The 21,760-nt window shown below is 59.9% G+C and carries 13 protein-coding genes, 2 tRNA genes and 3 rRNA genes; 4 read left to right on the forward strand and 14 right to left on the reverse strand.

The genetic code is table 11. The annotated features are described in order from the left end of the window. Positions 1-156: 156 nt before the first annotated feature. The 3 genes from mksB to mksF are packed head-to-tail and all read left to right on the forward strand — an operon-like array spanning position 157 to position 4,929. Positions 157-1,404 (forward strand): Mks condensin complex protein MksB, encoded by a 1,248-nt coding sequence (mksB, locus tag PI990_RS27175; RefSeq protein ID WP_184487340.1) that lies wholly within the window; start codon positions 157-159, stop codon positions 1,402-1,404. Beyond that, positions 1,394-2,098: an Mks condensin complex protein MksE gene (mksE, locus tag PI990_RS27180; protein WP_271659039.1), complete on the forward strand. Its 705-nt coding sequence runs from the start codon at positions 1,394-1,396 to the stop codon at positions 2,096-2,098. The genes mksB and mksE overlap by 11 nt, the downstream gene beginning before the upstream one ends. After that, entirely contained in the window at positions 2,095-4,929 is a 2,835-nt protein-coding gene (gene mksF / locus PI990_RS27185; protein WP_271659040.1) for an Mks condensin complex protein MksF, read from the forward strand. Before mksE ends, mksF begins: the two co-directional genes overlap by 4 nt. Positions 4,930-4,988: 59 nt before the next feature. On the opposite strand, the gene PI990_RS27190 is transcribed toward mksF, so the two are convergent. The 12 genes from PI990_RS27190 to ilvC all read right to left on the reverse strand — a co-directional run bounded on the left by PI990_RS27190 (position 4,989) and on the right by ilvC (position 18,391). After that, positions 4,989-7,280, reverse strand: coding sequence for a PqiB family protein (locus tag PI990_RS27190; RefSeq protein WP_271659041.1), 2,292 nt, complete (start codon positions 7,278-7,280; stop codon positions 4,989-4,991). Further along, entirely contained in the window at positions 7,273-7,896 is a 624-nt protein-coding gene (locus PI990_RS27195; protein ID WP_271659042.1) for a paraquat-inducible protein A, read from the reverse strand. Before PI990_RS27195 ends, PI990_RS27190 begins: the two co-directional genes overlap by 8 nt. After that, positions 7,883-8,545 (reverse strand): paraquat-inducible protein A, encoded by a 663-nt coding sequence (locus PI990_RS27200; protein ID WP_031288080.1) that lies wholly within the window; start codon positions 8,543-8,545, stop codon positions 7,883-7,885. The genes PI990_RS27195 and PI990_RS27200 overlap by 14 nt, the downstream gene beginning before the upstream one ends. Before the next feature lie 439 nt (positions 8,546-8,984). Then, a 5S ribosomal RNA gene (gene rrf / locus PI990_RS27205) occupies positions 8,985-9,100 on the reverse strand. 131 nt (positions 9,101-9,231) lie between these two features. Then, positions 9,232-12,123, reverse strand: a 23S ribosomal RNA gene (locus PI990_RS27210). 236 nt (positions 12,124-12,359) lie between these two features. Further along, positions 12,360-12,435: transfer RNA gene (locus PI990_RS27215), tRNA-Ala, on the reverse strand. Positions 12,436-12,462: 27 nt separating this feature from the next. Next, a tRNA-Ile gene (locus tag PI990_RS27220) sits at positions 12,463-12,539 on the reverse strand. A 95-nt stretch (positions 12,540-12,634) separates the two neighbouring features. Further along, positions 12,635-14,171: ribosomal RNA gene (locus PI990_RS27225) — 16S ribosomal RNA — on the reverse strand. Together the 16S, 23S and 5S rRNA genes with 2 tRNA genes alongside form the textbook arrangement of a ribosomal RNA operon. A gap of 541 nt (positions 14,172-14,712) precedes the next feature. Further along, on the reverse strand, positions 14,713-15,339 hold the full coding sequence (gene msrQ / locus PI990_RS27230) for a protein-methionine-sulfoxide reductase heme-binding subunit MsrQ (protein ID WP_271659043.1): 627 nt from the start codon (positions 15,337-15,339) through the stop codon (positions 14,713-14,715). After that, positions 15,339-16,343, reverse strand: coding sequence for a protein-methionine-sulfoxide reductase catalytic subunit MsrP (gene msrP, locus PI990_RS27235; protein WP_043244425.1), 1,005 nt, complete (start codon positions 16,341-16,343; stop codon positions 15,339-15,341). Before msrP ends, msrQ begins: the two co-directional genes overlap by 1 nt. Positions 16,344-16,404: 61 nt before the next feature. Next, entirely contained in the window at positions 16,405-17,220 is an 816-nt protein-coding gene (gene pssA / locus PI990_RS27240) for a CDP-diacylglycerol--serine O-phosphatidyltransferase (protein WP_271659044.1), read from the reverse strand. 154 nt (positions 17,221-17,374) lie between these two features. Then, positions 17,375-18,391 carry a ketol-acid reductoisomerase gene (gene ilvC / locus PI990_RS27245; protein ID WP_021219283.1) on the reverse strand — a complete coding sequence of 339 codons (1,017 nt, stop codon included), beginning with the start codon at positions 18,389-18,391 and terminating at the stop codon, positions 17,375-17,377. Positions 18,392-18,516: 125 nt separating this feature from the next. On the opposite strand from ilvC, the gene ilvY reads away from it, so the two are divergent. Next, positions 18,517-19,398 carry an HTH-type transcriptional activator IlvY gene (gene ilvY / locus PI990_RS27250; protein WP_271659045.1) on the forward strand — a complete coding sequence of 294 codons (882 nt, stop codon included), beginning with the start codon at positions 18,517-18,519 and terminating at the stop codon, positions 19,396-19,398. A 55-nt stretch (positions 19,399-19,453) separates the two neighbouring features. On the opposite strand, the gene ilvN is transcribed toward ilvY, so the two are convergent. Next, positions 19,454-19,945 carry an acetolactate synthase small subunit gene (gene ilvN, locus PI990_RS27255; protein ID WP_021219285.1) on the reverse strand — a complete coding sequence of 164 codons (492 nt, stop codon included), beginning with the start codon at positions 19,943-19,945 and terminating at the stop codon, positions 19,454-19,456. 2 nt (positions 19,946-19,947) lie between these two features. Continuing rightward, the gene (locus tag PI990_RS27260; RefSeq protein ID WP_043244472.1) at positions 19,948-21,672 is read right to left on the reverse strand and encodes an acetolactate synthase 3 large subunit; all 1,725 of its coding nucleotides are present in this window, start codon (positions 21,670-21,672) and stop codon (positions 19,948-19,950) included. Between the last annotated feature and the right edge of the window lie 88 nt (positions 21,673-21,760).

Here is a 21,760-nt window from a genome sequence, read left to right on the forward strand (position 1 = left end):
CAAACCCGGGCGTTACCTGGCCGTTTTCAATGCGTTCCATCCCTCCCGTCCGCCGGCGTGCGAACCAGCCGTCCTTTGATCAGCTCGGGCTGAGTCGAGCCGGCGGTCATGCAGTACAATCGCGTCTTTTTCCTTAGGCAGGGACCGTCTCCCCCGATGATCGAACCCAAACGCGTTTTGCGCGCCCTCGCCGAACACTGGGCGCTGCTGGAGCCGCTGTGCGAGCGCTTCGATGCCGGCACCTTGAGCCTGGCCGAGCTGCGCTTGCAGCTCGGGGCCCAGTTGCCCCAGGGCACGCCCACGGACGTTACCGCGCTGCTCGACCAGTGGATCCGCCTGGACATCCTGGTGCCGGTGGCCAAGAGCCCCAACCGCTTCGAGCTGAACGCCCAGATCCACGACTTCCTCGCCTACCTGCGCCGTGAGCACCGCCTCGGCCTGTGCCTGGAGATCGAAGCCTATCTGCGCCACCTGGAGCGCCTGGCTGGCTACATCCAGGAAGCCTTCGAGATCCGCGACGGCAACGACCTGGCGCGCCAGCTGCGCCTGCTCGACATGCGCGTGCGCGATGTATTGAAGAAGCTCGACAACGACGAACAGGCCCTGGTGGCCGTGGCCGAACGGGCCAAGACCAGCGACCGGCAGATTCCCTTGCGCCAGCGCTATGCCGAGGTCCTGGCGACCTGGGACGAATACGTCGAGCCGATGATCCAGCTGGTGGCCGCCGATGGCGCCTTCGAGCAGGGCGTGCGCCGTGTCGAGCAGGTGCTGCTCAAGCTGCTCGGCGAGCAGCAGCGCCTCGGCCAACTGGTGGACGACGACCTGCTGCTGCGCACCCACGCGCGCATCCTGGAAATGCAGACCACCGCCCAGCTGACCCTGCGCAAGGCCCGCGAGCTGCTGCTGCCGCTGCGCGAGGAAGCGCGCCGGCACAACGCCGTGACCCGGGGTGCCGCCCTGGCGCTGTCGGTGATCCGCAAGAAGGGCCTGGACGCCGTGCCCCAGGCGGCGCTGCCGCTGTTCACCCGGCCGCAGAGCACCTTCCTCGGCAGCGCCTCGCAGGTGGAGGCCTATGTCTACGCCCTGGCGCGCTTCGAGCCGAAGCCGGCGCACTTCCCCAAGGCCTCCGGCGGCCGTCGTGGCGAAGCGCCGCGCGCACCGCGTACCGCCCGGGAAATGATCGACCGTTGCGAGCAGGCCCTGCCGCTGCCGGACCTCATGGCCTGGCTGCTGGAGCAGGAGCCGGAAGGCGCCACCGACGAGCTGCTTTACTGGTTCTCCCGCCTTTCCCGCGAAAGCCGCTTCCAGCGCGACCGCCTGGAACGCCGCGACTACCTCACCGCGGAGCATCAGGTCAGCCTGAGCTCCTTCGCCCTCATCAAGAGCGAAAAACATGCATCTTAATCTCACCGAAATGACCCAGCTCTCGGCCATCTTCCGCGAGCTGTTCAAGGGCTATCACCTCTCGCGCAGCGAGCCGGAATGCTACGCCCAGCTGTCCACCATGCAGGACCAGTACCGCGCCCTGTTCAAGGCCCTTGGCTTCGAGCTGGTGTGCGACCCCCGTGGCTTCTATTACTTCGTGCCCGAGCAGATGGGCGCCCAGGTGAACAAGACCGCCCAGCGCCTGGCGCTGTTCACCTTCATCCTGGTGGAACACCTGGCCGACCAGGGCCGTGACCCGCTTTCCGTGCTCGACGGCGGCAGCATCGGCCGCGATGAACTGCCCGCGCTGCTGGAGAAGTACCGCGACCTGTTCCTGCAGGCCGAGGTGACCACCCATGAAGAGCTGGAAGAGAAGGTCATCCGCCGCCTCACCCAGCTCGGCTTTGCCGAGGACAGCAACGGCATCTACCGCTTCCTGCCGCCCATGCACCGCTTCCTCGATGTGTGCCTGGCCGTGCAGCACGACCGCGACCTGGCCGCCAACCTGCACAGCAGCGACCTGGCCCTGCAAGCGCCGGTGCTGATGGACGACGAGGGCGAAGAGCCCATCATCTCGCTGGAGGTCGATGAGCCGGCCGCCGTTGAATCCGATGAAGATGCCCTGGCCCGCGCCATGGCCGAAGAGCGCGCCGCGCAGGAGATGGACGCATGAGCCAGGAACGCTATGGCATCCGCCGCTTCGCCCTGCTGAACACCGCTGGTTACAGCCTTGGCCTGTTCCCGCTGGAAACCCCGCTGTCGGTCTACGGCGCCAACAACCTGGGTAAATCCGCGTCGATCAACGCGCTGCAGTTCCCCATCCTGGCGCGCATGTCGGACATGAGCTTCGGCAAGTACAGCCAGGAGCAGTCGCGCAAGTTCTACTTCGCCACCGACACCAGCTACATCCTGGTCGAAGTTTCCCTGCCCCACGGCCCCCACGTGATCGGTGTTGCCGGTCGCGGCCCGGGCGGCGGCTTCGGCCACCAGTTCTTCGCCTACCAAGGCAGCCTGGACCTGGATCATTACCAGAAGAACGGCACCTGCCTGCGTCAGCGCGAGCTGTTCAACAACCTCGAGCGCGAGGGCATCAAGGCCTACGAGCTGAAGCCGGACGAACTGCGCCGCCTGCTGGTGGGCGGTCACACGTCCATTCCGCTGGACCTGACGCTGATCCCGCTGCGCTCCACCAGCGAGCAGAGCCTGAAGACCTTCCGTTCGCTGTTCATCAACCTGCTGCACATGCGCGAGATCACCGCAGCCAAGCTCAAGCAGCTGTTCCTCGATGCCTTCGAGCACAGCCTGCGTTCGGGCAGCGTCGACTACATCGCCGCCACCGAGGAAGCCTTCCGCGACGTGCGCCGCATGGAGCAGGACTACCAGGCCCTGGTGGCCGCCGGCCCGCTGGTGGAGGCACTGGCCAACGGCGTGACCCAGCGCGAGACCCTGCGCGGCAAGCTGCACCGCCTTTCGCCCCTGCTGGATAACCTGTTGGGCACCTGGCACGACTACTCCGGCGCTCGCCGCGAGGAGCTGGTGATCCAGGCCGAGCATTACCGCAACGAGCAGGACGGCCTGCAGCACGAGCAACGCGGCGGTACCCAGGAGCTGATGCGCCTGGAACGCGAGATCAGCGAGATCCAGCGCTGGCTGGGCGAGCTGGCGGTGCTGAAGAACCGCTTCGCCCTGGTCAACGACATCAAGGTGCTGGAGCAGCAGTTGCTGGCCGCCAAGGACGCCCACGACGAACTGGCCGGTGCCCTGGCGCAATCCCGCCAGTTCTCCTCGGAGGACCTGGACGAGCGCCTGCGCGACCTGGAAAAACGCCTGAAGTCGGTGAAGCAGCAGCTCGATCACGCCGACAACAACAGCTACTCGCGCCTGCGCGAGGAGTTCTCCCAGGCCGACGTCGACCGCCTGATGCGCCTGTTCAACGGCCAGCTGTTCAGCCTGCCCCTGGGCGAGAAAGGCATTCAGCTGGATGAAGAAGACGCCTGGGTGAAATCCCTGGAAGCCATTCTCGACCGCTTCAAGGGCGAGCACTTCCAGGTGCCCGGCCTGGATATCGACCTGTCCAGCATCGAACCGCCAGCCCTGCAGGCCCTGGCCGACCGCGCTGCCCTGCGCGACCAGAAGGACCGCCTGGAGCGCGAGCTGAAGCAACTCAAGACCCAGCAGTCGGTCGCCTCCGACCGCGCCGCGAGCAAGGCCCAGGCCGAGCAGCTGTACCAGGCCGTACTGGATGCCCAGAAGGCCCTGGAAGACTTCCGCAAGGCCCAGACGCTGTCTGCCGAGGAAGCCGGCAAGATGGAACTGCTGGCCCAGCGCGAAGCCGCGCAGGATGACCTCAAGCGCTCCAGCGATGCCTTTACCGAACGCGTCCAGCAGCTCTCCGCCAAGCTGCAGCTGGTGGGCCGTCAGTTGGCCGACCTGGAAGCCAAGGAACGCACCCTGGAAGACGCGCTGCGCCGTCGCCAACTGCTGCCGGCCGACCTGCCCTTCGGCACGCCCTTCACCGACCCGGTGGACGACAGCATCGACAACCTGCTGCCACTGCTCAACGACTACCAGGACACCTGGCAGGCGCTGCAGCGCATCGATGGCCAGATCGAGGCGCTCTACGCCCAGGTACGCCTGAAGGGCGTGGCCAAATTCGACAGCGAGGACGACACCGAGCGTCGCCTGCAACTGCTGATCAACGCCTACGCCCACCGCCAGGACGAGGCCCTGACCCTGGCCAAGGCGCGCCGTGCGGCGGTCACCGACATCGCCCGGACCCTGCGCAACATCCGCAGCGACTACGACAACCTGGAACACCAGCTGGCGCTGTTCAACCGCGAGATCAACAAGCGCCAGGTGTCGAACCTGCAGAGCTTCCGTATCGTGCTGGCGCCGAACAAGGATGCGCTGCGCCACATCGACCAGATCATCCACAGTGCCGGCCAGTACGAGGAAGGCGAGACCCTGTCGGTGTTCGACCTGTCGCAATCCTCCGAACAGGATGCGAAGAACGAGGAAGCCAAGGAGTACCTGGCGCGCCTGGTGGCTGCCAACGGCAACCAGCTGGGCCTGAAGGACCTGTTCGAGCTGGCCTTCGAGATCACCAAGGTGCATGGCCAGCCGATCATCCACACGGACATCGATGGCGCCGCCTCCAACGGCACCACCATGACCATCAAGGCGCTGACCAACATGTACCTGCTGCTGCACCTGATGGACCGCGAGCAGGCCGGCCGCATCCGCCTCCCCTACTACCTGGACGAGGCCGCGGACATCGACGAGCGCAACCAGCAGGCGCTGATCGAGACCAGCGCCCAGCTGGGCTTCACGCCCATCCTGGCCTCGGTGAAGCCGCAGGTTTCGGCCGACGTGGCCATCGACCTGGAAGGGGGCAGCGGCCCCAACGGCATCTACATCGACGAGGCGGACTGGAAGTTCATCAAGCGCCGCGAGCAGGCCAGCCAGCAAACCCCGGCTGCCAGCGAGGAAGCCGAGCCGGCGTGAGTTGAAGCCGCAGTAACGAAAAAGGGCCGCAGATGCGGCCCTTTTTCATGCTGGGTGGATCACTTCTCGATGGATATCTTCGGTGCCCACTTCAGCCATTCTTCGTTGAGTTCGTCATGCAGAGCGAAGGTCTGCCCGGGGATGGCCGGTGCGCCCATCTGGGCGTTGTCCGGCGTGGCGAAGGCAATGCCCCCCTCGATCAGCGCCTCCAGGGATTCGGTGCGCACCTTCACGCCCTTGAACAGGCCGGCATCGATGCCCACGCCACTGGCGTTCCAGAAGCGCGTGCCGCTGCGTACCAGGGAGGCATAACGCGGCTCGATGAGCACGTGGATGAGCACGCGATCAGCGGTCTTGCCCAGCTCGAAACGCACCACCTTGCCCACCGGGACCTCGCGGTAGCTGACCACCACGCCGGGCTTGATGGAGCCACGACGTGCGGTGCTGAGGACGATACGCAGGCCTTCTTCGCGGGCGATGGCCGACGGCGGTTCGCTGAGTACGGTGAACTTGGTCTGCATCGGGCCCTTGGCCGAGGCGGGCTGCACTTCCAGGTACTGGCCGCTGACCAGGGTGTCGAGGTTGGCGGTACGTACCAGGCCGAGCTCGGGCTTGACCACCCAGAACTGGGTGCCGGTGCGAGCGATGCGATCGGCCGCCTCGGTGATGCGCGCGGTGACCACGACGCCGCCCAGGTCATCGGCCAGGGTGATGCGCTCGACGCTACCGACATCCAGACCTTTGAAGCGCACGGGCGTGCCTTCGCGCAGGCCATCGGCCTGGGTCATGCGGACCTCGACCACCGTGCCTTTGCCGAGGGCAAGGTTCTCGTTGTCATAGAGGGTGAAGCGACGCGGCTTGGTCACCGGCGTGGCCTTGGAATCCGGCGTGCTGAAGGAGATACCGCCGGCCAGGAGGGTCTGCAGCGACTCGCTCTTCACCTCGACACCGGACAGGCCGCCCTTGATGCTGACGCCGCTGACGTTCCAGAAGCGGGTGGATTCGTTCACCAGCTTGGCGAACTCCGGCTCGATGTGGACGCCAACCACGACGCGTTGCTGGTCACGGGAGAGCTGGTAGCTCTGCACGCTGCCGACGCGCATCTGCTTGTAGAGGATCGGGCTGCCGACATCGAGGGAGCCGAGCTTGTCACTGGTGAGTACCAGGTGCAGGCCGGGGGCGTCGGTGTTCAGCGGCGGGGCCTTGGGGCGAGCGGTGAACTCGCGGGTAGGCGTACCGCTCTTGGCGAAGCGCACGGCGATGTAGTTGCCCTTGACCAGGGCTTCGATACCACTGATGCCGGCGAGGGAGATGGAGGGCTTGACCGTCCAGAACTCGGTGCCTTCGACCAGGAACTCCTCGGTGCGCGGCTCCATGGTCAGCTCGGCGGTGGCGCCGGCGAAGTTCTTGTCCATGTCGAGCTTCTTCAGGGTGCCGACCTGGACGCCGTTGTACATGACCGGGGTGTTGCCGGGGTTGAGGCCGCTTACGTCTTCCATGCGCAGCATGACCTTGAGGCCGGCTTCGGCGGCTTCGAAACCGTCGTAGAGGCGGAACGGGATGGTGGAATCCGTGGGCGGGCTGTCCTGGCGGTTCTCGGGAGTGGCGAAGGCGATGCCGCCGGCGGCCATGCTGAGCAGCGACTCGGTGCGGATCTTAACCCCGGACAGGCCGGCGGTGACATTGAGGCCGCTGGCGTTCCAAAAGCGGGTGTGTTTGCGTACGAGCTGGGCATAGGGCTGCTCGATGTGCACCTTGATCTCGACCGTGCGCTGGTCTTCGGCCAGCTCGTAGCTCTTCACCTGACCGACCTGGATCTGCCGGTAGTAGACGGGGCTGCCCTGCTCCAGGGAGCCGAGACGCTCGGCCTTGAGGGTGAGGTGCAGGCCGGGCAGGTTGTCGGAAAGCGGCGGCGGTTCGGACAGCGCGTGGTACTTGCGCTCGGGCTCCCCTTTCACCGGGTCGATGGCGATGTAGATGCCGGAGACCAGGGTCTCCAGGCCGGTGACACCGGCGAGGGACACGCGTGGGCGAACCAGCCAGAAGCGGGTTTCCTTGCTCAGGTAAGGCTCGGCTTCTTTGAGCACTTCGACCGTGGCGACGACGCCATTGATGTCTTCGCTAACGTGCAGGTCGGTGACCTTGCCGACCTGGATGCCCTTGTACATGAGCTGGGTCTTGCCGACCTGGATGCCTTCGCCGTTCTCGAAGTAGATCTTGATGTCGATACCGGCATCGTTCATCGACTTCCAGCCCAGCCAGAGGCCGATGCCGAGGGCGATCAGGGGCAGGACCCAGATGGCCGACCAGTTGGTGGTTTTCTTCGTCTTGGGCTTTGGCAGGTCAGCCATTCTCGTCGTCCATATCGGTGTTGTCCCAGATCAGTCGGGGATCGAAGGTTACTGCTGCGGTCATGGTCAGGACCACGACGCTGGCAAAGGCGGCCGCACCGGGATTGGCTTCGATGCTGGCCAGGTTGCCGAAGTTCACCAGCGCCACGAGGATGGCGATGACGAATATATCCAGCATGGACCAGCGACCGATCCATTCGATGAAGCGGTACATCAGGATGCGTTGCCTGGCCGACATGGGCTGGTGCCTCTGCACGGAGTAAAGCAGCAGGGCGATGCCGACGAGCTTGAAGGTGGGCACCAGGATGCTGGCGGTAAAGACCACCAGGGCAATGGGCAGCATGTCGGCGTGAATCAGCTCGATCACGCCTTCCATGATGGTGGAGGGCGAGCCGTTGCCGAAGAAGTTCACCGTCATGATCGGCAGCACGTTGGCCGGGATATAGAGGATGGTAGCGGTGAGCAGCAGCGCCCAGGTGCGGATCAGGCTGTTGGGCCGGCGCTCATGGAGGCGCGAGCCGCAGCGAGTGCAGGTGGGGGCGTCGTCGTGCTGGTCCGGGCGATTCAGTTGGTGGCAGTCACCGCAGACGAGGATGCCGGCATCAAGCGCTCTCATTGGCGTGACCTCCGGCGTCGAGTGAGTCCCACACCTGGTGCGGGGACATGGTGACTTCCAACCACACCTGCGACAGCAGCAGGCCGATGAAGCAGGCGAGGCCAACGCCCAGGTGCAGGTCGGCCATGTCGATGAGTTTGACGATGCTGACGAGGATGCCCATCAGGTAGACCTCGAGCATCCCCCACTCACGCATGTGGTGATAAAGGCGATAAAGCTGCAGGCCAAGCCCCTGCATGACCTGCCAGCGGATGCACAGCAGCACCGCGAGCTGGCAGAGCAGCTTCAGCAGCGGAATGACCATGCTGCAGAGGAAGACCAGGACGGCTACGCCATCCATACCGCTGTGGTAGAGGCCGAGCACGCCGCTCCAGATGGTGTCCTGGGTCGTCTGGCCGAGCAGGTTGAGCTTCATGATCGGCAGGAAGTTCGCCGGGACGTAGAGCATCAATGCGGTCAGCACCAAGGCCAGGGCGCGGCGCTCCATATGGGCACGGTGAACGATGAGTTCATAGCCACAGCGCGGGCAGCAGGCCTTGTGTTCTTCTTCAACGTGCTGACGATGCATCAGCAGGTCGCACTCCGGGCAGGCGACCAACTCCTCTAAAGGGCGTTCGGACAACGGGCGGAGATCGGCCGAGTCAGGCATACAGGGGGCTCATATGGATTCGCGCCTATTCTAGACGAGCGCAGCGGCAATGGGTCTGCCTGACTGTGACCCGATTTGCCATTAACAGGTTCGAAACGGGCTGAAAATGGTGATCCACTGGCCTATCACCCTGGTGAAGCCCGGACTTCGGCCCGGGGGCTCTTCGACTCAGGACGTAGCCCTGACTTCAGTCCGGGGGCTCTTCCAGAGTTAAGAGAGAAACCGCAGCAGCCTTGTTCTCATAGGCGTGGCAGTCCTTCGGACTGCTTGGCGACTGAAGTCGCCCCTACAAGTCGCCCTGGCAAGCCGTGCCATTGCACCTTGGCCTCCATTCTTGGACCGTCCGCGTTGCCAGGGCTTTATATCGCCGCACCAACTTTTCCGTCGCGCAAAGTCAAACCCCCGACCTTCTTGCGAAGATCGGGGGTTTGGTATAGGTGCTTGACGATGACCTACTCTCACATGGAGAAACTCCACACTACCATCGGCGATGCATCGTTTCACTACTGAGTTCGGGATGGGATCAGGTGGTTCCAACGCTCTATGGTCGTCAAGCAATTCGGTTGGGGTATCGTCTAGGACGCGACCCCGAATGGGTATGTGATAAGGCTTTGCAAGTTCTGGCCAATTTTCGGCTAAGTCGACTTCACCTTATAACAACAATCGTCAGATTGTTTGGGTGTTATATGGTCAAGCCTCACGGGCAATTAGTATTGGTTAGCTCAACGCCTCACAGCGCTTACACACCCAACCTATCAACGTCGTAGTCTTCGACGGCCCTTCAGGGAGCTCAAGGCTCCAGTGAGATCTCATCTTGAGGCGAGTTTCCCGCTTAGATGCTTTCAGCGGTTATCTCTTCCGAACGTAGCTACCCGGCAATGCCACTGGCGTGACAACCGGAACACCAGAGGTTCGTCCACTCCGGTCCTCTCGTACTAGGAGCAGCCCCTCTCAAATCTCAAACGTCCACGGCAGATAGGGACCGAACTGTCTCACGACGTTCTAAACCCAGCTCGCGTACCACTTTAAATGGCGAACAGCCATACCCTTGGGACCGGCTTCAGCCCCAGGATGTGATGAGCCGACATCGAGGTGCCAAACACCGCCGTCGATATGAACTCTTGGGCGGTATCAGCCTGTTATCCCCGGAGTACCTTTTATCCGTTGAGCGATGGCCCTTCCATACAGAACCACCGGATCACTAAGACCTACTTTCGTACCTGCTCGACGTGTCTGTCTCGCAGTCAAGCGCGCTTTTGCCTTTATACTCTACGACCGATTTCCGACCGGTCTGAGCGCACCTTCGTACTCCTCCGTTACTCTTTAGGAGGAGACCGCCCCAGTCAAACTGCCCACCATACACTGTCCTCGATCCGGATAACGGACCAGAGTTAGAACCTCAAGCATGCCAGGGTGGTATTTCAAGGATGGCTCCACGCAGACTGGCGTCCACGCTTCAAAGCCTCCCACCTATCCTACACAAGCAGGCTCAAAGTCCAGTGCAAAGCTACAGTAAAGGTTCACGGGGTCTTTCCGTCTAGCCGCGGATACACTGCATCTTCACAGCGATTTCAATTTCACTGAGTCTCGGGTGGAGACAGCGCCGCCATCGTTACGCCATTCGTGCAGGTCGGAACTTACCCGACAAGGAATTTCGCTACCTTAGGACCGTTATAGTTACGGCCGCCGTTTACCGGGGCTTCGATCAAGAGCTTCGCTTGCGCTAACCCCATCAATTAACCTTCCGGCACCGGGCAGGCGTCACACCCTATACGTCCACTTTCGTGTTTGCAGAGTGCTGTGTTTTTAATAAACAGTCGCAGCGGCCTGGTATCTTCGACCGGCATGGGCTTACGGAGCAAGTCCTTCACCCTCACCGGCGCACCTTCTCCCGAAGTTACGGTGCCATTTTGCCTAGTTCCTTCACCCGAGTTCTCTCAAGCGCCTTGGTATTCTCTACCCAACCACCTGTGTCGGTTTGGGGTACGGTTCCTAGTTACCTGAAGCTTAGAAGCTTTTCCTGGAAGCATGGCATCAACCACTTCATCGTCTAAAAGACGACTCGTCATCAGTTCTCGGCATTAAGCGCCCGGATTTACCTAAGCACTCTGCCTACCACCTTAAACTTGGACAACCAACGCCAAGCTGGCCTAGCCTTCTCCGTCCCTCCATCGCAGTAACTAGAAGTACAGGAATATTAACCTGTTTCCCATCGACTACGCTCTTCAGCCTCGCCTTAGGGACCGACTAACCCTGCGTCGATTAACGTTGCGCAGGAACCCTTGGTCTTTCGGCGTGCGAGTTTTTCACTCGCATTGTCGTTACTCATGTCAGCATTCGCACTTCTGATACCTCCAGCAAGCTTCTCAACTCACCTTCACAGGCTTACAGAACGCTCCTCTACCGCATCACTTACGTGATACCCGTAGCTTCGGTGTATGGTTTGAGCCCCGTTACATCTTCCGCGCAGGCCGACTCGACTAGTGAGCTATTACGCTTTCTTTAAAGGGTGGCTGCTTCTAAGCCAACCTCCTAGCTGTCTAAGCCTTCCCACATCGTTTCCCACTTAACCATAACTTTGGGACCTTAGCTGACGGTCTGGGTTGTTTCCCTTTTCACGACGGACGTTAGCACCCGCCGTGTGTCTCCCATGCTCGGCACTTGTAGGTATTCGGAGTTTGCATCGGTTTGGTAAGTCGGGATGACCCCCTAGCCGAAACAGTGCTCTACCCCCTACAGTGATACATGAGGCGCTACCTAAATAGCTTTCGAGGAGAACCAGCTATCTCCGAGCTTGATTAGCCTTTCACTCCGATCCACAGGTCATCCGCTAACTTTTCAACGGTAGTCGGTTCGGTCCTCCAGTCAGTGTTACCTAACCTTCAACCTGCCCATGGATAGATCGCCCGGTTTCGGGTCTATTCCCAGCGACTAGACGCCCTATTAAGACTCGCTTTCGCTACGCCTCCCCTATTCGGTTAAGCTCGCCACTGAAAATAAGTCGCTGACCCATTATACAAAAGGTACGCAGTCACCCAACAAAGTGGGCTCCCACTGCTTGTACGCATACGGTTTCAGGTTCTATTTCACTCCCCTCTCCGGGGTTCTTTTCGCCTTTCCCTCACGGTACTGGTTCACTATCGGTCAGTCAGTAGTATTTAGCCTTGGAGGATGGTCCCCCCATATTCAGACAAGGTTTCTCGTGCCCCGTCCTACTCGATTTCATGACTAAGAGATTTTCGCGTACAGGGCTATCACCCACTATGGCCGCACTTTCCAGAGCGTTCCGCTAATCTCAAAGCCACTTAAGGGCTAGTCCCCGTTCGCTCGCCACTACTAAGGGAATCTCGGTTGATTTCTTTTCCTCAGGGTACTTAGATGTTTCAGTTCCCCTGGTTCGCCTCTTGCACCTATGTATTCAGTACAAGATAACCATCTTATGATGGCTGGGTTCCCCCATTCAGAGATCTCCGGATCAAAGTCTGTTTGCCGACTCCCCGAAGCTTATCGCAGGCTACCACGTCTTTCATCGCCTCTGACTGCCAAGGCATCCACCGTATGCGCTTCTTCACTTGACCATATAACCCCAAGCAATCTGGTTATTGTCTCTAACGTGAAGACGACATTCGCCGAAAATTCGCGCTTGAACTCGCAAATTTTACCTTGACTTGAATAATCACCAGTGAAAGAGATTATTCAGTCTACTTCTATCACATACCCAAATTTTTAAAGAACAGTTCTGGCGCAAAGACCAGAAATCAATGCCATTCTCAAGGCACTCATTTCTGAGCTTTCAGCGATTATTTAGAGTGGATGGTGGAGCCAAGGAGGATCGAACTCCTGACCTCCTGCGTGCAAAGCAGGCGCTCTCCCAGCTGAGCTATGGCCCCTCGAAGACCTGCCACGCCCATGACAATTGGTGGGTCTGGGCAGATTCGAACTGCCGACCTCACCCTTATCAGGGGTGCGCTCTAACCAACTGAGCTACAGACCCAATCGTCTTACTCTCGGGTCTAACAACCCAATCGCTTTTCGCAAGTGAATCAAGCAATTCGTGTGGGAGCTTATGAAGAAGCTGATGTCTTCGATTAAGGAGGTGATCCAGCCGCAGGTTCCCCTACGGCTACCTTGTTACGACTTCACCCCAGTCATGAATCACTCCGTGGTAACCGTCCCCCTTGCGGTTAGACTAGCTACTTCTGGAGCAACCCACTCCCATGGTGTGACGGGCGGTGTGTACAAGGCCCGGGAACGTATTCACCGTGACATTCTGATTCACGATTACTAGCGATTCCGACTTCACGCAGTCGAGTTGCAGACTGCGATCCGGACTACGATCGGTTTTATGGGATTAGCTCCACCTCGCGGTTTGGCAACCCTTTGTACCGACCATTGTAGCACGTGTGTAGCCCTGGCCGTAAGGGCCATGATGACTTGACGTCATCCCCACCTTCCTCCGGTTTGTCACCGGCAGTCTCCTTAGAGTGCCCACCATAACGTGCTGGTAACTAAGGACAAGGGTTGCGCTCGTTACGGGACTTAACCCAACATCTCACGACACGAGCTGACGACAGCCATGCAGCACCTGTGTCTGAGTTCCCGAAGGCACCAATCCATCTCTGGAAAGTTCTCAGCATGTCAAGGCCAGGTAAGGTTCTTCGCGTTGCTTCGAATTAAACCACATGCTCCACCGCTTGTGCGGGCCCCCGTCAATTCATTTGAGTTTTAACCTTGCGGCCGTACTCCCCAGGCGGTCGACTTATCGCGTTAGCTTCGCCACTAAGATCTCAAGGATCCCAACGGCTAGTCGACATCGTTTACGGCGTGGACTACCAGGGTATCTAATCCTGTTTGCTCCCCACGCTTTCGCACCTCAGTGTCAGTATCAGTCCAGGTGGTCGCCTTCGCCACTGGTGTTCCTTCCTATATCTACGCATTTCACCGCTACACAGGAAATTCCACCACCCTCTACCGTACTCTAGCTCAGTAGTTTTGGATGCAGTTCCCAGGTTGAGCCCGGGGCTTTCACATCCAACTTGCTGAACCACCTACGCGCGCTTTACGCCCAGTAATTCCGATTAACGCTTGCACCCTTCGTATTACCGCGGCTGCTGGCACGAAGTTAGCCGGTGCTTATTCTGTCGGTAACGTCAAAACAGCAAGGTATTAACTTACTGCCCTTCCTCCCAACTTAAAGTGCTTTACAATCCGAAGACCTTCTTCACACACGCGGCATGGCTGGATCAGGCTTTCGCCCATTGTCCAATATTCCCCACTGCTGCCTCCCGTAGGAGTCTGGACCGTGTCTCAGTTCCAGTGTGACTGATCATCCTCTCAGACCAGTTACGGATCGTCGCCTTGGTGAGCCTTTACCTCACCAACTAGCTAATCCGACCTAGGCTCATCTGATAGCGCAAGGCCCGAAGGTCCCCTGCTTTCTCCCGTAGGACGTATGCGGTATTAGCGTTCCTTTCGAAACGTTGTCCCCCACTACCAGGCAGATTCCTAGGCATTACTCACCCGTCCGCCGCTGAATCATGGAGCAAGCTCCACTCATCCGCTCGACTTGCATGTGTTAGGCCTGCCGCCAGCGTTCAATCTGAGCCATGATCAAACTCTTCAGTTCAATACTGCTTGGGTTTTGAGAAAACCCTAAACTTGGCTCAGCAATCGCAAATAAACTCTCGAATTCACGAGTGTTACTTGTGTTGCTGATAATCAGTCGACTACCAGTCTTACATCACAAGCACCCACACGAATTGCTTGATTCAAATTGTTAAAGAGCAATTTCGATTAAGTCTTTCGCCTCAACCGAGGCCGCGCATTCTACAGCAGCCTTTCTATCTGTCAAGCTGTTTTTCGAAGAATTTTTTCTTTCTACTCAACGACTTGCGCTTTCCGTGAATCTTTCGCTTCACGTCAGCGGGAGGCGAATTCTACAGCGTTTCAACTCGCTGTCAACACCTCTTTTTCAGCTTCTTTCGAACTCATCCGGAAGAGGCTGGCGACGCCAAAACCCAACCTGGCATCACCCTTCCACCGCATCGATTCGACCTAAATCAAATCACTCTACCTTTACTTAACCTTTTGATTTACAAGAGATTTTTCTTGGCTTCTGCTGTGGAAGTGGTGCGCATTATAGGGATCCGAAACGGCACGTCAACACTTTATTGAAATCTTTTCGTCATCTTCTCTGCAGGCCCCTGAACTGGCCGCTTGAGCCTCCGGGAGATTACCGGCAGACGCAGCGCAAGAAGCGCGCTCCCGGCAATGGCATAGCCCGCCCACTCAGCCATATCCGCACGCACCACCCAAAGCATATGCAACAAGGCCAGCCCGAGAATCAGGTAGACGAGCCTATGCAGCTGCTTCCAGCGCCTACCGAGCTTCCGAATGCTGTACCGGTTGGACGTCACCGCCAAGACAAGAAGCATGAAGAAGGCCAGTGCCCCCACAATAATGTAAGGGCGCTTACTCAGGTCTTTCGCCAATTGGCCCAGATCCAGGCCAAGCAGGAACACCGCATAGGCACTTATATGGAAGACCACATAGGCGAAGCACCAAAGCCCCAGCTGCCGGCGAACGGCGATCCAGCCACCCCAGCCCGTCAGCTTCTGCAGGGGCGTCATCCCAAGAGTGATGAGCAGGAGCCAAAGCGCGCCGAGTCCAAGCCTATCGACAAGCGTCTTCCCCGGGTCCGGGCCCAGGTCAAAGATCCAGGCCTGATATACCCACAGAGAAGGAGGAACCAACGCCGCCAGGAAAACCGCCACGCGCCACAGTCGATAGCGCATCAGTAGTACTTCCGCAGATCTAGGCCGCCATAGAGAGTGGCCACTTCGTCATAGCCATTGAACATCCGCGTCGGAATCACGTTAGGGCTGAACAAGCCACTGGGAAGACGCCGCTCATGAGCCTGGCTCCAACGTGGATGATCCACTTCAGGATTCACATTGGAATAGAAGCCGTACTCGTTGGGCGCAATAGCCTCCCAGGTCGTCTTCGGCTGCTCGGCCACCAGGCTGATGCGCACAATGGATTTGATGCTCTTGAAGCCATACTTCCACGGCACCACCAAACGCAACGGTGCCCCATTCTGGTTAGGCAGCACACGTCCATACATGCCAACAGCCAGCAGCGTGAGCGGATGCATCGCCTCATCCAAACGCAGCCCTTCTATATAAGGCCAATCGATCAACGAGAAGCCCGAACGAACGCCGGCCATCTCATCAGGAGCCAGTCGTGTCTCGAAACGCACGAACTTCGCATTCCCGTTGGGCTCCACCAATTGCAAAAGATCCGCCAGCGGGAAGCCCAACCAGGGGATGACCATCGACCACCCCTCCACGCAGCGCAGCCGGTAGATGCGCTCTTCGAGTCGATGAGGCTTCAGCAGGTCTTCAAGCGAGTAAGCGCCTGGTTTACCCACTTCACCATCGATCTTCACCTGCCAGGGTTCGACGCTGAGCTTGTCTGCGTAGCGGGCAGGGTCACCCTTGTTGGTGCCGAACTCGTAGAAGTTGTTGTAGTGGGTGGCATCCTTGAAGGGCGTCACCGCCTCGTTCCCGGCGGTGATCGCCTGCCAACGGGCATCCTGCAACTTGCCCGAGAACCAGGCAGGCGCGTTAGCCGGCTCGACATCGGCATAGGCTGCTGCCTCGGCGGCCTGACCAGGAAGGGAAGAAAGTGCGGCGGCAGCCCCCACTCCCGCCATGAAGGCGCGACGCGAGAGGTAGATGGATTCGGGGGTCACTTCATCTTCACGGGAGGAAGACGCGGCGGGAGTTCTGATCAGCATGACGGCTCCACAGTTACGGCATAGGTTGCCCAGTAGACTGCGGAGCCGGGAGGAAATTACATCACTCGACGCGCTTGCGGCGACGCAGTTGCAGCAAGTATTGCACTGGGCCGGAGGCTGCGTAAGCAAGGAAGATCAGCAGCAGGATGCGCGGTGGATCGCTGAACACCACGGCGAAAGCCAGCACCACCACCAGGATGGCCACGAACGGGACGCGCCCCTTCAGGTCAAGGTCCTTGAAGCTGTAGTACTTGACGTTGCTGACCATCAGCATGCCGGCAGCCGCTACCAGCAGGGCGACGATGAAGGACATGTTCGAGCCCTTGATACCGAAGTCGCTGAACGCCCACACCGTACCAGCAACAACACCGGCAGCGGCCGGGCTGGCCAAACCAATGAAGTAGCGCTTGTCGGCCTTGCCGATCTGGGTGTTGAAGCGCGCGAGGCGCAGAGCCGCACCTGCCACATAGATGAAGGCAACCGTCAGGCCAACGCTGTTGAGCCCACTCAGTGCCCATTCGAATGCCAACAGCGCGGGTGCGACGCCGAAGGCGACCATGTCCGAGAGCGAGTCGTACTCGGCGCCGAATGCACTCTGGGTGTTGGTCAGGCGCGCAACCCGCCCATCGAGACTATCGAGCACCATGGCAACGAAGATGGTGGCAGCCGCGACGGAGAAGTTTCCGTTCATGGCGTTGATGATCGCGTAGAAGCCGGCGAACAGGTTGGCAGTCGTGAACAGGTTGGGCAGCAGATAGATGCCGCGATGACGGACCTTGCGACCCTCATCATCGTGCCCCTCTTCGACATGCTCGTCGATCGGCAGCAGGCTTTCGGCGTCGGGAGCCTCGTTCGGCTCTTCGGGACGGTCACTCATGAACAACATCCTTGCGAGGTATGCGAATGAATTTGACCGGGATGCAACAGGCTGGTTCGCGTCACGTGCCCGGTAATCAGGCTTTATACCAGAAGCGGGAGCACCATGAAAAAACGCGGCCGTAGCCGCGTTTCTTCTTCAACCGCGCGAGACCTTAGTTCTTGGTCTTGTCGACGATCTTGTTGGCGGAGATCCACGGCATCATCGCACGCAGACGCTCACCAACCTGCTCGATCGGGTGAGCAGCGTTGTTGCGGCGGTAGGCGGTCATCGACGCGTAGTTCGAAGCACCTTCCTGAATGAACATCTTGGCGTATTCGCCGTCCTGGATGCGCTTCAGAGCGTTGCGCATGGCCTGACGGGATTCGGCGTTGATGACTTCCGGACCGGTCACGTACTCGCCGTATTCGGCGTTGTTGGAGATCGAGTAGTTCATGTTGGCGATGCCGCCTTCGTACATGAGGTCAACGATCAGCTTCAGCTCGTGCAGGCATTCGAAGTAGGCCATTTCCGGCGCGTAGCCAGCTTCGACCAGGGTTTCGAAACCGGCTTTCACCAGCTCGACGCAACCGCCGCAGAGAACGGCTTGCTCACCGAACAGGTCGGTTTCGGTCTCGTCCTTGAAGGTGGTTTCGATGATGCCGGTACGGCCGCCGCCAACGCCGCAGGCGTAGGACAGGGCAACGTTCTTGGCATTGCCGGAAGCGTCCTGGTAGATGGCGACCAGGTCAGGGATGCCGCCGCCCTTGACGAACTCGGAGCGTACGGTGTGGCCCGGAGCCTTCGGCGCGATCATGATCACGTCGAGGTCGGCACGCGGGACGACCTGGTTGTAGTGGATGGCGAAGCCGTGGGCGAAAGCCAGGGTGGCGCCTTTCTTCAGGTTCGGCTCGACTTCGTCCTTGTACAGCTTGGACTGGAATTCGTCGGGGGTCAGGATCATGACCAGGTCAGCGGCGGCAACGGCTTCCGGCACGCTCTTCACGGTCAGGCCATGGGCTTGAGCCTTGGCGACGGTGGCGGAGCCCGGGCGCAGGCCGACGGTTACGTCGACACCGGAGTCTTTCAGGTTGCAGGCATGAGCATGACCCTGGGAGCCGTAACCGATGATGGCTACTTTCTTGCCCTGGATGATCGAGAGGTCACAGTCTTTGTCGTAATAAACTTTCATGTTCATGACTCTTCTAAAACGAAAGGGATGGGGTGCGCGCACCGCGACAGAGGCACATTAAGCGATCGGACCCGTTGCGTAAAATGATATATTCGCAACGTCATGTGCCTGTAAATGAAACACTCATGGACAACCACTCGCTCAGGCTCTTCCTTTCCCTGGCAGATAACCTGCACTTCGGCAAAACCAGCCGCGAACAGCATGTCAGCCCCTCTGCACTCAGCCGAAGCATCAAGCAGCTCGAAGACGAAGTCGGCGCGCCCCTGTTCGTACGCGACAACCGTTCGGTCCAGCTGACCCGAGAGGGGCAGCAGTTCCGCGAGTATGCCAGCGAGGTCATGAGCGGCTGGCACGCCATCCGCCAGCGGTTCATGCAGGACCAGGTGGACCTGCACGGCGAGCTCTCCCTGTATTGCTCGGTGACGGCAAGCTACAGCTTCCTCTACGACATCCTCAGCAGCTTCCGCCAGGACTACCCCCGCATCGAAATGAAGCTGCACACCGGCGACCCGGCCAAGGCGGTCGAGCGGGTACAACAGGGGCTGGAGGATCTCTCCATCGGCGCCCGGCCCGACGCCCTGCCAGCCGGTATCGACTTCCAGTCGATCACCCGCTCGGAGCTGCGCTTCATCGGACCACAGTCACCTCAGTTACTGAGCGAGGAACAGCTGAGGCAGCCCACAGCGCAAAGCTGGAAGGACGTGCCGATGATTCTCTCGGAAGAAGGCCTGGCCCGAACGCGCACCGAGCGCTGGCTGAAAAGCCACAGCATCAAGCCGCGGATCTACGCCCAGGTGGCGGGTAACGAAGCCATTGTCAGCATGGTGAGCCTGGGGTTCGGCATCGGCGTGGTTCCGCAGATCGTGCTCGACAACAGCCCGCTGACCGAGCGCATCCGTATCTACGACATCCAGCCGCCATTGACCGCCTACGACATCGGCCTGTTCGCCCTGGAAAAACGCCTCAAGGACCCACTGATCGCAGCCTTCTGGAATCGCCGCCAGTAAATCCGGGCAATAAAAAACCCCGCACAAGGCGGGGTTCTTCGAGACCGCATGGCGATCAGATGCTCAGCACCTTGTCCCCACGGGCGATGCCGGTAACGCCACTGCGCACGGTCTCGAGGATCGACGCGGTGCCGATCGCCTGAATGAAGCTGTCCAGCTTGTCGGACGTACCGGCCAGCTGGATGGTGTAGACGCTACTGGTCACATCGACGATCTGCCCGCGGAAGATGTCGGTGGTGCGCTTGACCTCGGCGCGCTGGGCGCCAGTAGCCTTCACTTTTACCAGCATCAGCTCGCGCTCGATGTGAGCGCTCTCCGACAGGTCCACCAGCTTGACCACTTCGATCAGCTTGTTGAGGTTCTTGGTGATCTGCTCGATCACATCGTCCTGGCCAACGGTGGTCAGCGTCAGACGCGACAGGGTCGGATCCTCGGTGGGGGCGACGGTCAGGCTTTCGATGTTGTAGTTGCGTTGGGAGAACAGGCCGACGACACGGGACAGCGCACCGGGTTCGTTCTCCAGCAGCAGGGAAATGATGTGTCGCATGTTCAGGTCCGCTCCGTCTTGCTCAGCCACATATCGCGCATGGCGCCATCCCGGATCTGCATCGGGTAGACGTGTTCGCTCGGATCGACCTGGATATCGAGGAACACCAGGCGATTCTTCAGCGCGAACGCTTCTTCCATCTTCGGCTTCAGATCCTTCAGGTCGGTGATGCGCATGCCAACGTGGCCATAGGCTTCAACCAGCTTGACGAAGTCCGGCAGCGACTCCATGTAGGAGTGCGAGTAACGGCTGTTGTACTGCATGTCCTGCCACTGGCGGACCATGCCCAAGGCACCGTTGTTGAGGTTGATGATCTTCACCGGCAGGTCGTACTGCAGGCAGGTGGACAGTTCCTGGATGTTCATCTGGATGCTGCCTTCACCGGTCACGCACGCCACATCGGCATCCGGGAAGTTGAGCTTCACGCCCATCGCCGCCGGGAAGCCGAAGCCCATGGTGCCGAGGCCACCGGAGTTGATCCAGCGATTGGGCTTGTTGAAGCGGTAGTACTGCGCCGCGAACATCTGGTGCTGGCCCACATCGGACGCCACATAGGCATCACCCTTGGTGACATCGCACAGGGTTTCGATGACGGTCTGCGGCTTGATGATGCTGCCGTCGCCCATTTCATAGGGGAACAGGCCGCGGTCGCCACGCCACTCTTCGATCTGCTTCCACCAGCTGGCAACGGTCTCCTTGTTCGGGGTCTCGCCGATTTCCTTGAGGATGGCGACCATCTCGGTGAGGACGCTGTCCACCGGGCCCACGATCGGGATATCGGCCTTGATGGTCTTGGAGATCGAAGCCGGGTCGATGTCGATGTGGATGATCTTGGCGTTCGGGCAGAACTTGCTCGCGCCATTGATCACACGGTCATCGAAACGCGCGCCGACAGCCAGGATCACGTCAGCGTGGTGCATCGCCAGGTTGGCGGTGTAGCTGCCGTGCATGCCGAGCATGCCGACGAACTGGCGATCCATGCCCGGGTAGGCACCGAGGCCCATCAGAGTGTTGGTCACCGGCAGGTTGAGCATCTTGGCCAGTTCGGTCAGAGGCTCGGAAGCGCCGCCCATGATCACGCCGCCACCGGCGTACAGGATCGGACGCTTGGCAGCCAGCAGCATCTCGGCCGCCTTGCGGATCTGGCCGGAATGACCACGAACGGCAGGGCTGTACGAGCGCAGCTTGACCTTCTTCGGGTAGCTGTATTCGAACTTCTGGGTCGGATCGCCCATGTCCTTCGGAATATCGACCACGACCGGGCCGGGACGGCCGGACTGGGCGAGATAGAAGGCCTTCTTGATCACTTCGGGGATTTCCGAAGGATGCTTGATGATGAAGCTGTGCTTCACGATCGGGCGGGAGATACCGACCATGTCGGTTTCCTGGAAGGCATCGGTGCCTACCATGCCGCTCGGTACCTGACCGGACAGCACGACCATCGGAATGGAGTCCATATAGGCGGTGGCGATGCCGGTGATGGCGTTCGTCGCACCGGGGCCGGACGTCACCAGCACCACACCGGGCTTGCCGGTAGCACGGGCGTAGCCGTCGGCCATATGGGTAGCAGCCTGCTCATGGCGCACCAGGATATGGGTGACGTCACTTTCCTTGAACAGGGCATCGTAGATATGCAGGAGGGCACCACCCGGGTACCCGTAGATGTACTTAACGCCTTCGTCACGCAACGAGCGGACGACCATTTCAGCGCCAGATAAAAGCTCCACGTTGTTCACCTCTAAAACGCCAGTAAACCGCCCGCACCGGACGGCCTGAAATAGGTTTGCTTGCAAGCAGTGACGTGCACGACGGGTA

Source organism: Pseudomonas sp. TUM22785, from assembly GCF_028198105.1.
Taxonomy (GTDB): Bacteria; Pseudomonadota; Gammaproteobacteria; order Pseudomonadales; family Pseudomonadaceae; genus Metapseudomonas; species Metapseudomonas solani.

Excerpts from the sequence above, each read along its gene's own strand:
- mksF (WP_271659040.1), top strand. The coding sequence starts at position 2,095 with ATGAGCCAGGAACGCTATGGCATCCGCCGCTTCGCCCTGCTGAACACC.
- PI990_RS27190 (WP_271659041.1), bottom strand. The coding sequence starts at position 7,280 with ATGGCTGACCTGCCAAAGCCCAAGACGAAGAAAACCACCAACTGGTCG.
- ilvY (WP_271659045.1), top strand. The coding sequence starts at position 18,517 with ATGGACAACCACTCGCTCAGGCTCTTCCTTTCCCTGGCAGATAACCTG.
- pssA (WP_271659044.1), bottom strand. The coding sequence starts at position 17,220 with ATGAGTGACCGTCCCGAAGAGCCGAACGAGGCTCCCGACGCCGAAAGC.
- ilvN (WP_021219285.1), bottom strand. The coding sequence starts at position 19,945 with ATGCGACACATCATTTCCCTGCTGCTGGAGAACGAACCCGGTGCGCTG.
- msrQ (WP_271659043.1), bottom strand. The coding sequence starts at position 15,339 with ATGCGCTATCGACTGTGGCGCGTGGCGGTTTTCCTGGCGGCGTTGGTT.
- PI990_RS27200 (WP_031288080.1), bottom strand. The coding sequence starts at position 8,545 with ATGCCTGACTCGGCCGATCTCCGCCCGTTGTCCGAACGCCCTTTAGAG.
- ilvC (WP_021219283.1), bottom strand. The coding sequence starts at position 18,391 with ATGAAAGTTTATTACGACAAAGACTGTGACCTCTCGATCATCCAGGGC.
- mksB (WP_184487340.1), top strand. The coding sequence starts at position 157 with ATGATCGAACCCAAACGCGTTTTGCGCGCCCTCGCCGAACACTGGGCG.
- mksE (WP_271659039.1), top strand. The coding sequence starts at position 1,394 with ATGCATCTTAATCTCACCGAAATGACCCAGCTCTCGGCCATCTTCCGC.
- PI990_RS27195 (WP_271659042.1), bottom strand. The coding sequence starts at position 7,896 with ATGAGAGCGCTTGATGCCGGCATCCTCGTCTGCGGTGACTGCCACCAA.
- msrP (WP_043244425.1), bottom strand. The coding sequence starts at position 16,343 with ATGCTGATCAGAACTCCCGCCGCGTCTTCCTCCCGTGAAGATGAAGTG.